Genomic DNA, 14,980 nt, shown 5'->3' on the forward strand with positions numbered 1-14,980 from the left:
GGAGACAGACGAGCTAAAAAAGAACAGGTGGCTGTTATGGCAAAGCTATTTGATGTAGAAGAAAAGGAATTGATGACTTTATGGCTTGCAAGTCAAATTAATGAATTAATAAACAGCAATATATTCGCAATAGAAGCATTAGAGTTGGTGCTAAAAAAACAAAAAGAAATGGCGAAATAGTGCAATAGATTTGGGTTTATACCATGACAACATCATTACCTATATTAAAGACCAAATTAAACCGTCCAAAGTGCTTTCAAAAGTATTACAGAAGGGAGCGCTTAGAGCTACTTTTAGACAAGAGCTTATCTAAAATAGCAACACTTGTGGTTGCTGGAGCCGGTTATGGAAAAAGTACTTTAGTTAGCCAATGGTTAAATAATAAAAAAGCAGTGTGGGTCAGTTGCGATGCTGAAATGAATCAACCACAGGTTTTAATTAGTTATATTATAGAAGGTGCTAAGTTGGTATCTATTGATGCTTTTAAGCATACTTCAAGCTTATTACAAAGTCATAACGATATTAGTTATGATGTTTTAACCAAAGCTTTTTTTACTGAAGCAAATGAAATTGAGGCTCAAACTATTGTAGTACTCGATGACTTTCATCTTTTGAAAGATGATGGCATTAAGGATATGCTTAATACCTTTTTAAATTACCCTCCAAAAAATATTCATATAATTGCAATAACAAGGCATGACCCATCAGTTAGCCTTGAAAAACACAGGCTAAATAATACGTTAAGCGAGATTCGCATGCAGGATATGAATCTATCTCGAAACGAATTGATTGAATATGCAAAAGAATGTTTTAACCGTTCCCTTGCCAAACAAGAAGCTGACTTATTATTAGAAAAAACAGAAGGTTGGATATTAGGATGCACTCAACTTATTAACAACAAAAGCCTTAACCTTACCAGTAGCACATTTAAAACAGAACAATTTAATAGTTATTTCAAGCAAGAGGTTATTACACGACAAGAAGAAGACAGCCACCTGATATTATTTGTTTGTTCTTTGTTTAATAGATTTAATATTGAGCTTATTAGAGAATGTTTGTCTTGTTTTGAAAAGGAGGTTTCCAAACACAAAATTGTAAGTACATTAACCAATAGAAGCAATTTCACTATTTCACTCGACAGGAATGATGAATGGTTTAGGTTTCATCATCAGTTTCAGGAAGCTTTAGCTGATTATTTCAACCATACACTTTACATTAAAAATAGAATAAAATGTTTAGATAAGGGTGGGAAATGGTTTATTCGGAAAGAACTTTATGAAGAAGGTATAATTAAATTATTGGAAGGAGGTTTTACTGAGGAGGCCATTAAAGAATTTCAATGCTTTAGGTATGCTCTGCTTAATACTGACCAATATTCACGACTAGACAACATTTTAGCCTTATTTCCTGAAATGGAGCAGAATTCAAATATTGAGTTAATTCTTGCCAAGGCTGTAATACTTGAAAACCAAGGGAAATATGCTGCACTAGCATCTCATATTAAAAATCTGCACCTACAAATAAATGTACAAGAATTAACGCCTCATCAAAAAGGTGAAGTTAAAGTGTGGGAAGCAATGTTACTTTTCTATGCAGGTAGTTTTAATGAAAGCCTTCAAGTAATTGATCAGGCTATTCATTTGATGGAAAGTTATGCTTCTTCCATAATAACATTTGCTTATGCATACAAAGCACTATCACTTAATGCTCTAGGCAAAGGCACTCAAGCCATTAAAATGCTGAAAATAAGACTAGATAGCCTGCATATAAATAACCATCAAAGCATAGCAAGAACATTAATCGCAAAAGCGATATTATATAGCATGCAAAGCGATTTGCAAAATCGACAACATGTTGTGCCTCACGTTATAGATATAAGTGAAAAACATAATTTCTATGAAACATTAGGTATGGGGATTTATTTTTTTGCAGAGCAGAATTACCGAACCGGATTATACATGCAATGTGAAAAATATTATGAAAAAGGACTTGAAATTAAGCATCTTATGCGCCCTTCCTGGTTTGTATACTTACTTGGCATTCACGTTCATTGTAATTTAATTATCCATCCCGAAAAAGTTAAGGAAAATATAAGGCAACTGGATATTTTCATCAATGAACTCAACTCTGAAAATATGGCGCAGTTTAAAAACGCGTTACTCATTGAAATAGCCTTAAGAAATAAAGAGTTCAATAAAGCATTGGAATTAAATAAGATAACAGATTATAATGTGTACCCTCCCGTATTTTATTATTTTCTGCCTCAAGTAGTTCAGTTAAAGCTTTTATTATATACCGATAATACAACAGAATTTAAAGATTTTTATAAGACAGCTGAACCATTCTGGGATTACGCAAAAGAGCAAGGCCACAAAAACTTGCTTATTAAACTCAACATTCTTACAGCAGAATCAAAATATAAACAGAACAGAATTAAGGAAGCCAAAGATTATATGCAATCTGCAATTAGCATTGCGGAATCAACTGGTGATGTGATGGTTTTTTGTGAGTTTTCAGATTGTACGATTAATATTCTAAATTTACTATCGAAAGAAACCAAACCTACTTCATTCATACATTACATATTAAAAACAATACCTATAGACATGAAAATCAGCGAAATCGTTTTAAAGGAACGTGACCTGAAATTGCTTGAATTGGTGTCAAATGGTTATTCTAATGCACAAATTGCTGAAGAAATGTTTTTATCACCAGATTCAATTAAGAAGTATTTATATAACCTCTATCAGGAATTAGGGGTTAAAAACCGAACTGGTGCCGTTTTAAAAGCGAAAGAGATTGGATATTTAGTATAACATTCCAAACCATTAACCTTTTCTATAATTCTACCTGCTAAATTACTTCCATTACATATTAGGTTAGGCATCATAAGGTTATCTATAATATCTAGTTTCCTTTTAACGAAATCATAGGCTTGTAGTTATTTGGTTACCTGTCTTTTATTGTTACAAATCAGCTATTTAAGTTGATACAAATTATCCACTAAAGTGGATTGACTCCGATTTTATATTGCTATAGTTTTGTTAATACTTAACTAATGGCATGAAAAACAATAAATTCTATAGCTTTTCATTGGAAGGCATATACACTTTTAAAGTTTATGGCGACTTAATGGCAATAAATTCACATGAGCTAAAAGTAGAAGCTTTTGATTCTGTGAAAACGAATGGATTTGGTCAAGTGTATTCTTTTTATAAGCGTTTTAAAGATCAATCCCACCTTTTTAGTTTTCTGGAAAAGATTTACGACTTGCACTTAACAATATTAAGTATCGAGAAAATAACTGAATCCGAAATAAATAAATTAATTGTATGAAAAACAAAATGTTATCTACCGTAATGGCAGTTTTTCTAGCATTATTAATGCTAATATCCTGTAACAGTAAAACTCACACAGGTGAATTTGATATTGTAATACTGAATGGCAGGGTAATGGATCCCGAAACCAACTTTGATGCCATAAGCAATGTGGGAATCAAGGATGGTAAAATTGCCATTATTACTGAAAAAGAAATCAATGGTAAGGAAGTAATTAATGCGAAAGGACTTGTTGTTGCCCCTGGGTTTATAGAAGAGCATAATCATTGGTCGCGCCCTTTAGGTTATAAGCTGCTTCTACGTGATGGTGTTACCACATCAATGGATATTGAAGCCGGAGTTTTTGGACCTCGTATAGATGAATGGTACAAAATGCATGAAGGTAATAGTCAGGTTAACTACGGTACTGCATCGAGCCACGAGTTTGCCCGTAGTATGGTTACCCAGGGAGTAAAAGCCTTAGATACACCAGATGGTATCGTTAAAAGTCGGGGAGCAGGTACTGCCTGGGCTAATGATATTATGGATATTGATAAGGGCAATCAAATGCTGGAAGCTATCGACGAAGGTTTGCGTCAAGGTGCTATCGGTGTGGCCTCAACAGTAGGATACCTACCTGGATGTACTGCTCGTGAAATGTACGAAGTACAAAAAGTAGGTGCTAAATATGGTCGTTTTACATCAGTTCATCTAAGATATACACCCGGCAACCCAACCACTGAAGCAAATGGCGCTCAGGAAATATTAGCCAATGCTGTGGCACTAGATGCGCCGGCTGTTATTTGTCATTTCAACAACCCGGGTTGGCAATTAGTACAAGAGCTAATATTGGAAACCCGTAAAAGAGGGTTTAACGTATGGGGTGAGATTTACCCGTATGCAGCGGGGATGACTACCATTAATGCTCAGTTTGCACGTCCTGAAGTGTGGGTGGATCAGCTAGGAAATAAATTGGAAGAAACTATGCAAGATCCGTTGACATTAGAATTTTATACGCTTGAAAAATACAATAAAGTATTAAAAGAGGCTCCGGCCACACAAATTATCCTGTATAAAATGCCACCCGATGATATCATCAACTGGGTAAAGTTAGATGGAATTGTATTTGCCGGTGACGGTATGCCTGTGCCACATGGTTGGAACGAGCCACCATTATGGGACACCCCTTACAAAGAAATACCAAATACCCACCCACGAGCAGCCGGCACCAGAGGGACTTGCTTCCGCATCGGTCGCGAAAACAATATACCCTTAATGCACTTGATAGCCGCCTCAAGCTATAACCCTGCAAAATATCTGGGCGATATGGGGCTAAAAGCCATGCAAATGAGGGGTAGAATGCAGGAAGGAAAAATTGCCGACATAACCATCTTTGATCCGGAAACTATTACTGAAAACTCAACTTATGCCAAAGGAACAATACCCACAACCGGCATACCTTATGTTTTGGTTAATGGAGTAACAGTTGTTAAAGATTCTAAAGTATTAAAGGATGTAAACCCTGGTCAGCCTATTCGTTTTGACGTGGAAGAAAAAGGTCGCTTCGAAAAACTGGCATTAGATAATTGGGAAAAGGAATTCTTAACAGCCCCAACAGGCTTTGGAGGTCTTGACTGCTGTCTGGAACCTGATCATGCACATAAACATTAAAACAATCTAAAATTATAAGCAATGAAAAGAACATTTTTATTATTAATCGTTGTGGGCTTTATCATTTCAAGCTGTCAACAAAATCAAACTTCTAATTCCAAGCAAGAATTTGATGTAGTAATTCTTAATGGGCGAGTAATGGATCCTGAGACCAACTTTGATGCCATACGTAATGTTGGTATTAAAGATGGTAGAATAGCTCTAATTACAGAAAGTGAAATTAAAGGTAAAGAAACCATAGATGCCACCGGACATGTGGTTGCTCCCGGGTTTATCGATACCCATTGGCATTACGATCGGCCTTGGTCAAATAAGCTCGCTTTGCGCGATGGACGTACAACCGTATTGGATCTTGAAATCGGTACCCATGGTAAATACATTGACCAATGGTATCGTTCACGCGAAGGAAATAATCAGGTAAACTACGGTCAGGCAGTGGGGCATGAGTATGCCCGCGCTGAAGTACTCGATGGATTTACCGAAAGTCAGGACGTACGTTCAGCTGCGGAAAGCCGAAAAGGAAATGGTTGGTGCTGTGTGCGCCCGAGCCTGGAACAAGGTAACGAAATCCTCAAGATTCTCGATCAGGGACTGGCCGCAGGAGGTCTGGGAATCGGTTCAACCCTCGGCTACATGCGCGACGGTGTATCTGCCCGCGAGTTGTTCGAATTGCAGAAGTTAGCTGGTCGTTATGGCCGACAAACCGGTGCCCATTTTCGCTATACCCCAGGAAACGATGTCATGGAAGCCAACGGTATCCAGGAGTTACTCGCAAATGCATCTGCATTACAAGCGCCGGCACTGGCTTGTCATTTTAACAACCCTGGCTACAATCTAGTACATGAACTGTTGGTGCGAATGCGAGAGCAAAACCTCAATGTCTGGGGCGAAATATATCCTTATGCTGCCGGATCCACTGCACTGAACGCAGTTTTCCTGGAGCCTGAGGTTTGGGTGAAGCAACTTGGTTATAAATACGAAGAGACACTTAAGGACCCGATTACCGGCGAATGGTATACCGAAGAAAGCCGTGCAGAAATGCTTAAGAAAGACCCAACCCGTGTAATCCTTGTCTACAAAATGCCTGAATCGGCAATTCTTGATTGGCTGAAGATGCCAGGAGCAACAATTGTCACAGACGGTATGCCTACGCTTCCTGATGATAACCTAAGCTGGGATACACCATACGAAGAAATACCCAATACCCACCCTCGTGCATCAGCAAGTTATGCAAAATCACTACGCTTGGCCAGAGAGAACAATATTCCTCTTATGCAGATCATTGCCATGTCCAGCTACAACTCAGCTCTACCTCTTGGAAAAATGGGCTTGAAGGCTATGCAGGTGCGCGGACGCATGCAGGAAGGGATGGTAGCTGATATTACCATATTTCACCCGGAGAAGGTAAAAGATAACGCAACCTACGAAAAAGGTAATGTCCCCTCTACAGGTATTCCATACGTTTTAGTTAATGGAACTGTTGTTGTTAAGGATTCAAAGGTGCTCAAGGGCGTCAATCCCGGACAACCGATACGCTATGAGCTGGCTGAATCTCGTTACGAACCTCTTACTGAAGAGGGCTGGACACAAACATTCTACACCTCGCCGGTTGACTTTGGAGGTGCGTCTGATGATATATGGGATTGTTGTGACTTTACTAATGAGTCGGGGCACAAACATTAAAGACAACTATAGGTAATTAATATACATAATTCAATTATTGACTTTAAAAAATTAATAATGAAAATTTTAATCAAAAAAATGAAGTTATCAAATATCACTATAGGAAAAAATTGGTCTTCGTCCAACTTTAAAAGTATGGCAATAATTGCAATCAGTTTTGTATTCTTAAGTGCAGCTAATGCTCAAAAACAAAAGTGGGATGCTGCCTGGGATAAAATTGATTCAAAGGCCACTAAAGTAGCCGAATTTGAAGGCGGCCAACTCTACGAACAGAACGCCATACACATCGTAGTGTTGAATGGAACATACTACGAAATGGGTCGTCAGTATGGGCACTTGTTGAAAGAGCAGATCAACTGGCATTTCAACGAAATTAAGAATGATTTTATGGTTAAAATAGCAGGGAATAACCCTGTTGATCAGCCAGCTCCGCTAATGGATCACGACGTGGTAACAAAACTACTCATGGAAGGCTTTTATACCGCTCTACCCAATCATCATAAACAAATGATTAAGGGAGCAGCAGAAACTTCCGGTTTGGCTTTGGAAGATATGGTGTTAATGGATTGTATGCTTCAAACAGTACTCTATTCCGCAGGTATTGGAGGCGGTGGTTGTACTAGTGCCGCTGTTTGGGGTGAAGCAAGTGCCGATGGGCGTTTGTATACCGGACGTAATCATGACTTTGGTAAGGCATGGCGCGAACGATTGGGTAAAATAGCTGTTGTTCGAATTACCAATCCATCAGATTCAGACATTAGCGTGGCTGCTTTTACACGCGCAGGTCAGGTTACTTCTGCAATTGATTTAATTAACAGTAAAGGGCTATACATTGAATTTAATAATGCCGACAATATCCGTCCATTGTCTTTACCCACTAAAATGAGAGCGACTGACAACCTCGCTTTCTCTTTGGTTTCAGATTATCAATCGGTAAAGGAGCTTGATTTGTTAATACCTGCTTTAAAGTCAAACGATGCTTTGCTGATGTTGGTAGCTGACCCGAATCGGGCCAGGTATTTCGAAATAAGTCCGAATGGCTCTATTAAAACCGAGCCTGAACTTATGAATGGAGAAATGACATCCCGTGCAAATCATGCATTGTCGACGTACTGGAACTTGGATATGGAAAGTGAGCCTGACAGAGCAATTGCTTTTTCTAAAGCTCGTCGTAGGAATATGGTTAACTACCTTACTAAAGACCCATCAGCAAATGACGATGCCAAAATGCGCGCATTCCTTAGTAAAGAAATAATTGTAGATGGTAAAGTTTCTGATGGAGCGGCTTGTATCCTTGAGCCTGCTGTAAAAGTAGAGGATTGGACTTCTTACCAGACTGTAACGATACCAGCCGAACTTAAGGTATTTTGGAGAATACCTACTCATACTCCATGGTTAGAAATAGACTTAACGAAGTATTTTAAGGTTGATTGATACAGGTTAACTAAAACATATGAATCAAGCCCCGGTTAGTCGGGGCTGTTTCATATTATAATTAAAGACTAAATTAAAGGCTCATGAAAGAAAAACTAAAAAACTGGTGGATGTATCTGCTAAGAGGCATACTTTTAATATTACTTGCACTTTTTGTCTTGTTCAACCCTATTGAAGCAATAGTTGGGATGACAGTTTATATAGGTATCGGGTTACTCATGTCCGGAGCATTTATTACAACTTTAGCATTGTTGTCAAAGAAAACAGTCGTTAATTGGGGGTGGAGACTTACCGAAGGGATAATTGACATCCTGTTTGGGTTTATTTTACTATCTAGTCCGGTAATTTCAGCCTCGGTAATACCTTTTGTGGTTGGTTTTTGGATTATAGTTTACGGCACATTGTTGTTTGTTAATTCTTTTTCGGAGAAAAAAGAAGGTGTTGCAAGTTGGTGGGTCGGAATGGTAGGCGGATTATTATCAATTGGTATGGGCTATATAATAATTAACAATACCCTGTTTGGTGCCATTGCAATAACTTCATGGCTAGGCATTGGCTTTTTACTTGCCGGTATTCTAAGTATTAATGTTGCATTAAGGATGAAACAAGTTTACAAACAGAGTTTTCAATAATTAGGATAATTATGAGTAAGGAAAAGATACAAAAAACCGAACTTCAGGAACGGTTGCAAATGATTACATCAGGTAACCATGGCCGGAAGGCTGCCATCATATTTGATGGTGATGTTTTAATACAAAACAAACCTTTTAAACGATTGAATTATGACCCTGTAAATAAGGGAAATGATTTTGTTATTGAGCTTGAGGAATATACTCATACAATTGATGCTCCTTCAGATTTCTATTTATCTAAAGATGAAAATGGAGTTTTGACTGCTATCGAAGTTATTGATAACGGTGGTAAATCTTGTTCTTTAGAATTTCTTTAACAACTCGGAGCTTAATTAGAAAGTGAATAATCTAGTTAACCTTTTCATCAATATAAATAACAAGGCTTATGAAGAAGATCTTATGCTATATAATTCTCACTTGTATAGCTGTAGTTGCTAATCAGGTAAATGGTCAAAATTGGCAGCAAGGAGACTCGCTCAAAACAATTAGCTCAGATACAAACCGGATTGATCAATTTCGCGATAATGTAATTGATTGGACAGGTCAGGATTTAGTTGATGCAAGTTTCCCGAATTCCTGGCCATTATTTGGTTCAAAGGCACGTATGGCGATTGGAGGTTTTGTTAAGTTAGATTACATACAGGATTTTAATGGTAGTTATGACCGCTATCAATATGAGATACAAAATGTACCTATTGACGGCGATGGACGAGTATCTCAGTCTGGATATATGAATATGCATGCCCGCGAATCAAGAGTAAATATTGATGTACGAAACATAACTGAGTCAGGAATGCCTCTACGTGTGTTTTTCGAATTTGATTTTTACAACCTGGATCGCGGACCTTTTAATCAATCTGCACGACTTAGACACTTTTATGGTGTGTTAGGCCGATTACTAATTGGTCGAACCTGGGGAACACAAACCGATTTGTTTGCGGTTCCATCAACAATTGACTTTGCAGCAGGTGATGCGTTAACCGGTATACGCAGGGCGCAGGTGCGTTTCGAAGATAAGTTGAATAAAGACATAAACTATGCTTTTGCATTGGAAATGCTTGAATTTCCTGGAATAGATGGAAATGGATTTGACGGACAGGAAAGCATGTTGCTACCCACGTTAGTAGGTCGAATAACAAAAAATACCAGCTCAGGTGGTCGGTTATTCCTAGGTGCTTCTGCTTTTCAACTACGCTGGGATGGTCTTACTACCGGACCTGATGCTACCGCCTTTGGCTGGGGAATTAGTTTTAGTGGTCGTGAGTATTTTGGACAAAACAAACACTATTTCAGGTGGATGTCATCGTATGGTCAGGGCTGGGGATGCAATATTGTTGCGACCATAGGTTCAACAGCATCGGCTATTTTAACTCCCGATGAAAAATTAGAAACCATGCCCGCATGGAATTTAGGAGGTGGTTTTGCTTTTAATTTATCACCCATATTAACCGCTAATATAAATACAAATTGGTTTGGCTTAAGCCCTTCTGATTATAGAGATTTAGATAAAATTAAATTGGGTGGATCTGGTCATGTCAACTTAATATGGGCGCCCTATGAATCTGTGAATACCGGTATTGAGTTTATGACTCTATACCGTGAAAATGGAGATGGAAAATCGGGTATTGGCAACAGACTGCAGATTATGTTTAAGTATTTGTTTTAAGTAAACCTGTAAGAAAATGCGATCACCCGATGCATTTGTATTTCTATTGTTTATTTATTAAGCAGATGCATATTCTATTTATAAGAAATGATTTCAATACACAATTGATGCTGTTTCTAAATTTGCGATTTAAATTATAACTATCATGAATATTAAAGAAAAAAAAGAGAAGGAGGTTTCCTATAGGAGAAACATTGCCATCGTATGGGTGTTGGGTCTATTACTAAGTATTCAATTTGATTGCTTTTCGCAGCAATTTAACTCCGACAATTACCTCACTATGCCTCATGGTACAGGTACTTTTTGTATTACTGCCGGTGAAAGAAACTCTACCCTACTAATGTCGTTTGCCTTAATCGACCGCTTTGAGTTTTTTGCTCAGGGGAATTTATTTAGGGACTATAGAACAGAACAAACCCCTCAGCATTTTACCACTACCGTATATGCTAAATATATGTTTTGGCAGAATCAATCCAAAACTGGTGGAGGTGGTGTTTTTTTAGGCTTTGGCCGTTCGCCTGGTTATTTTAATGAAACTCAGTTTACCGAACTGCATAAGAATGTTTGGACAGCTGTTCCTATTACTATTCCCTTTTTCAATAATATGTTGTCTTGGGATATTATGCCGGGAGCTATGATCGATTTCAATTATGGCAACAATAAAGAAACTGCAATGGGATTTACCTGGACTACCCGTTTAGCTGCTTATAAAATAATTCCTAAAACGGCTATCGTTGGTGAATTATATGGCACTGAAGGTGAAGCATATTCCAAACCTGAATTTAAAATTGGCTTACGTTGGGAACCCAACGACTTTATTGTTCCTGCAATAACTTATGGAGCCTGCTTGGATGGAAGTAATGGTTCTGGTTTCGAAATTGGCGTGGTTATTTTCACACCACAATATCTAACTAAAAATTATATTAAGAGTAACAAGATAAACTTTTAATCAACAAATAAAAGATTGTAACCTAGTATTATGAAATGTATTAATTACACAGAAAAAGTCAAATGGTTATATTGGCTTTATGCCTTTTTAATTGTTTATCCAAGCTCACTTAATGGGCAAAACGTGAACGATTCTCTTAAAAATGATTTAACGCCTTATGAGCTAATGTCCAGCTATTATGAAAATAACTTTCACCCTTTCAAAAAGAAAAACATTTATGTAGGCTTGTCCTTTTCTTTAGAAGACAAGAAGTTAGAAAATACAGATTATCTCATTCAACAGGTAATTGAAGGTGAAATGTTGGATTACAATATTGTAGCTAAAGTAGGCTATTATACAGGTAATTATGGTATGGCCGGGGTAAACTTCAATTACTATCAAAAACAATTTGAAGGAAGTATTTACCGTGAGCCGGACACCTTACAGTCTAAATCAATAACCAGGGGCTTTGCCATAACGCCACATTTTAGGTCGTCAGTACCTCTAACCAAAAACGAAAGGTTAAGCTTCTTTACAGATATTGGGCTTTCTTTTGGTATGGCCAACAGTTTAAAACGCGAAATTAAATACAACGATGAAATACAAAAGCAATATGGCACCGATTATTTATTTGGGCTAGGTATAAGCCCAGGTGTTACATTTTTTGCAATGGAAAACTTTGCTTTTGAAATTCAGCTAAATGTATTGGGGTATAATCTGAAAGTTTCTGAAAATAACATGAATGATGGACCTTCTTCAAAAGAAATAAGGCAAAATGTCGATTTCAATATAAACATATTGTCCCTTGAATTAGGCTTGGCATATTACTTTGGTTCAAACAAGTAAAGATGGAATAATGAAAAAACATAGTAGTAAAATAACAGCCGTTCTTATAACGCTGCTTATATTGGCATCATGTGTTAAAGAAGATTATTTTGGTCTTTCTCCTTATGGCAATATTAAAGATATTGTGGTTAGCAACCAAGCAAGCAACGCCAAAATATTAACTGATAGCAATAAAGTGATTGTGGAAATTCCGGGAGGGGTTGATTTATCAGAAATTCAGATACAATCTATTAAGTTCTCATCCTTTGCAAAATCGGAAACAAAAGCTGGTGATGTTTTAGATTTAAATACACCGCAAAAAATTACTGTTACAGCCGAAGACGGAAGTATACATGTTTGGGAGATTGAATCTTTTATTGCCTCGGTAACACCGCCACTCGATAACGGAGATTTTAGTTTATGGTATAAAACAGCGTCTGATTATTATGAGCCGGGCGAAAGCGCCTCAAACACCATTTGGGGTACAGGAAACCAGGGAACACAAATTTTAGGCAAGTTGGCTACTACCCCTTTCGACATTGGCGGAGGCAACTTAGCTGCAAAAATGGAAACATTGGATAATGGTAAGCTGGTTGGAACATTTGGAGCTCCCATTTCGGCAGGTTCAATTTTTACAGGTGTATTTAATCCGGATAATATTGACCCTTCAAATCCGCAAGCTGCTATTGAATTTGGGACACCATTCATAGGAAGACCTTTAAAATTAAAGTTTAAATATAGTTATACACCCGGTACCGAAAACAAAGACAAGAAAGGCAATATACTTGCATACGGCGATGCCTGCGATATTTATGCTTTACTGGAAGTACGATTGGGTGGAAAAACCGAACGATTGGCAACCGCCTGGTTCAGAAGTGACCAAAATCAGAATGATTTTACAACTCAGGAAGTAACTTTTACTTATGGCGAATTGGATAATACGTACCCCGACTATATGTTACCCATTGGCCACGACTTTGTAAGTACAGACTCTGCTGCGTTTATACTACCAACGCATATTACCTTTGTAGCTTCTTCAAGTTTCGATGGAGCTAATTTTGCCGGAGCAATAGGCAGTGAATTAATTCTTGACGATGTTGAATTGATATATGAATAAATATCAGATAGTTATCAGGCAAGCAGCAAACCTGAAGAAAACACTATTTCTATTGCTTTTTTTATTAAGCTATCAAATAGTCTCTTCTCAGGTGCTTATTGCCTTTTTATTTGGAGATAAGCTAAATGCCGATAATATGGAGTTTGGTATTGATGTTGGACTGAACCGTTCTTCTATTATTAACCTGGAACCATCACAACATAGCTATAGTTTGCATTTAGGCATTACCTACGCCTACCATTTTAATGAAAAACTTCATATAAATCCCAGCTTGTATTATAGTTTTCCGATGGGAGCAGAAGGTGTTTCAATTTACGAAACCCCCGACACTAATTTAAATGCCATTTTAAAAGGTGCAAAAGTTGAACGTAACTTGTCGTATATCAGCATCCCCGTTCTGCTGCGATATAAGCTGTTTAAGCTAACATTTTTAGATTTTGGTTTGCAGGGCAATTTTCTTACAAAAGCAGAGGATGTTTTTACTGTATCATTATTTAATGATAACGACATTACCTATAATGCGGATATTAAGGAGCAGTATGAAACGTTTGATGGAGGATTAGTCATTGGTTTTAGTCAAAGGTTAAAGAAGGAAAAAGGGGTAACTCTTGCCCTGCACTACTATAACAGTATTAGTAGTATTTCTAAAGCTGACAATCAATACAATTCTGTTTTTTATTTTAATGTTGGCATACCCATAGGTGTTGGTAAAGAGTGACATAACTAAATGTAGTAATATTATGATTCAAAATATTTCAATCAGTTTAGCATTAATGGTTATAACTTGCTTTATTCATACCATAGCTTCAAGATTAATTCTAAATCGCTTTCGTAAGTGGACGAATAAATCACATCCGATTAAGAGATTATTGCGAATTGATTTAACCGTAACGATACTGATTCTAGCCGTTTTGCTGGAGGTAATTGTATGGTCGGTTGTTTACCTGAAAATTAATGTTGTAAATAGCTTTGAAGAAGCTCTGTATTTCTCACTCGTTACCTTTTCAACACTTGGATATGGCGATATTGTTATAGCCGATACCTACCGTTTAATAGCTGCAATGCAGGCAGCTTGTGGTGTAATAATTTTTGGCTGGTCTACCGCTCTATTAATTGCTTCGTTACAAAAAAACTATATCGAGAAATAAGTTTTTTCTTATATTTATAGCGCTAATTGTCAGGGGTATAATGTGTAAATTATGCCCAATATTCTTATCAATTCATTAGAAATGAGCCTCATATTGGGGCTTTTCGTGTTTGTAGCCATTAATGGCAACGAAGTTTTTGCTTCATTTCTGGTCACCAACTTCAATAAGCTGTCAGAACATAACCTTCAAAAACTACACCATTCAAAAAAGCCTTTAAAATATTGTCTTAAAGTCCTCAAAAGCAGTCTGTATAAGCTAAAAAGTATTCAAAAGCCTTCAAAAGCAGTTGAATTATACTCTACAAGACTGTTTTTTTCCGTATTTCAGTTACGTTATCATTCATTTTTTAATCCAAATCCAACGTTATGAAAGTACGCAGAACCATATTGAAACAGGATTTGGTAAAAAAGCTGTACCCTGATAGTGTATCGGTTGATGCAGCCATGCAGCAATTAAGAAGAGAAATTGAACTGTGTCCGAAATTGAAAGAGCAGATAGCAAATACCGGGCAAACCAAACGCCATTACTATAACAAACAACAACTTCTCTTAATCTTGGA

The 14,980-nt window shown here is 37.3% G+C and carries 15 protein-coding genes; all 15 read left to right on the plus strand.

Annotation, left to right across the window (positions count from 1 at the left end):
* Positions 1-180 (plus strand): hypothetical protein (locus tag KEM10_RS22690; protein WP_212220268.1); only part of this gene is annotated, 180 nt, incomplete at its 5' end.
* Between the two features lie 23 nt (positions 181-203).
* Positions 204-2,816 carry a LuxR C-terminal-related transcriptional regulator gene (locus KEM10_RS22695; RefSeq protein ID WP_212220271.1) on the plus strand — a complete coding sequence of 871 codons (2,613 nt, stop codon included), beginning with the start codon at positions 204-206 and terminating at the stop codon, positions 2,814-2,816.
* Between the two features lie 247 nt (positions 2,817-3,063).
* Positions 3,064-3,336 (plus strand): hypothetical protein, encoded by a 273-nt coding sequence (locus tag KEM10_RS22700; RefSeq protein WP_212220274.1) that lies wholly within the window; start codon positions 3,064-3,066, stop codon positions 3,334-3,336.
* Complete coding sequence (locus KEM10_RS22705; protein ID WP_212220277.1) at positions 3,333-4,988, plus strand: amidohydrolase family protein; 1,656 nt, start codon at positions 3,333-3,335, stop codon at positions 4,986-4,988. The genes KEM10_RS22700 and KEM10_RS22705 overlap by 4 nt, the downstream gene beginning before the upstream one ends.
* Positions 4,989-5,009: 21 nt before the next feature.
* Positions 5,010-6,671: an amidohydrolase family protein gene (locus KEM10_RS22710; protein WP_212220280.1), complete on the plus strand. Its 1,662-nt coding sequence runs from the start codon at positions 5,010-5,012 to the stop codon at positions 6,669-6,671.
* Between the two features lie 135 nt (positions 6,672-6,806).
* The gene (locus KEM10_RS22715) at positions 6,807-8,105 is read left to right on the plus strand and encodes a C45 family autoproteolytic acyltransferase/hydolase (RefSeq protein WP_212220283.1); all 1,299 of its coding nucleotides are present in this window, start codon (positions 6,807-6,809) and stop codon (positions 8,103-8,105) included.
* Between the two features lie 83 nt (positions 8,106-8,188).
* Positions 8,189-8,737 carry an HdeD family acid-resistance protein gene (locus KEM10_RS22720; protein WP_212220284.1) on the plus strand — a complete coding sequence of 183 codons (549 nt, stop codon included), beginning with the start codon at positions 8,189-8,191 and terminating at the stop codon, positions 8,735-8,737.
* 11 nt (positions 8,738-8,748) lie between these two features.
* A complete protein-coding gene (locus KEM10_RS22725) occupies positions 8,749-9,054 on the plus strand; it encodes a DUF5335 family protein (RefSeq protein ID WP_212220287.1) in 306 nt (101 codons plus the stop codon).
* A 68-nt stretch (positions 9,055-9,122) separates the two neighbouring features.
* Positions 9,123-10,403 (plus strand): DcaP family trimeric outer membrane transporter, encoded by a 1,281-nt coding sequence (locus tag KEM10_RS22730; protein WP_212220290.1) that lies wholly within the window; start codon positions 9,123-9,125, stop codon positions 10,401-10,403.
* A gap of 145 nt (positions 10,404-10,548) precedes the next feature.
* Complete coding sequence (locus tag KEM10_RS22735) at positions 10,549-11,352, plus strand: hypothetical protein (protein ID WP_212220292.1); 804 nt, start codon at positions 10,549-10,551, stop codon at positions 11,350-11,352.
* A gap of 30 nt (positions 11,353-11,382) precedes the next feature.
* Positions 11,383-12,177: a hypothetical protein gene (locus KEM10_RS22740; protein ID WP_212220295.1), complete on the plus strand. Its 795-nt coding sequence runs from the start codon at positions 11,383-11,385 to the stop codon at positions 12,175-12,177.
* A gap of 10 nt (positions 12,178-12,187) precedes the next feature.
* The gene (locus tag KEM10_RS22745) at positions 12,188-13,273 is read left to right on the plus strand and encodes a PCMD domain-containing protein (protein WP_212220298.1); all 1,086 of its coding nucleotides are present in this window, start codon (positions 12,188-12,190) and stop codon (positions 13,271-13,273) included.
* Entirely contained in the window at positions 13,266-13,991 is a 726-nt protein-coding gene (locus KEM10_RS22750; protein ID WP_212220301.1) for a porin family protein, read from the plus strand. The genes KEM10_RS22745 and KEM10_RS22750 overlap by 8 nt, the downstream gene beginning before the upstream one ends.
* 22 nt (positions 13,992-14,013) lie before the next feature.
* Positions 14,014-14,421: a potassium channel family protein gene (locus KEM10_RS22755; RefSeq protein WP_212220304.1), complete on the plus strand. Its 408-nt coding sequence runs from the start codon at positions 14,014-14,016 to the stop codon at positions 14,419-14,421.
* Between the two features lie 365 nt (positions 14,422-14,786).
* Positions 14,787-14,980: DUF4248 domain-containing protein (locus KEM10_RS22760; protein WP_212220306.1), on the plus strand; the 194-nt coding region annotated here is incomplete at its 3' end.

Origin of the sequence: Carboxylicivirga linearis (assembly GCF_018271995.1) — a bacterium.
Lineage (GTDB): Bacteria > Bacteroidota > Bacteroidia > Bacteroidales > Marinilabiliaceae > Carboxylicivirga > Carboxylicivirga linearis.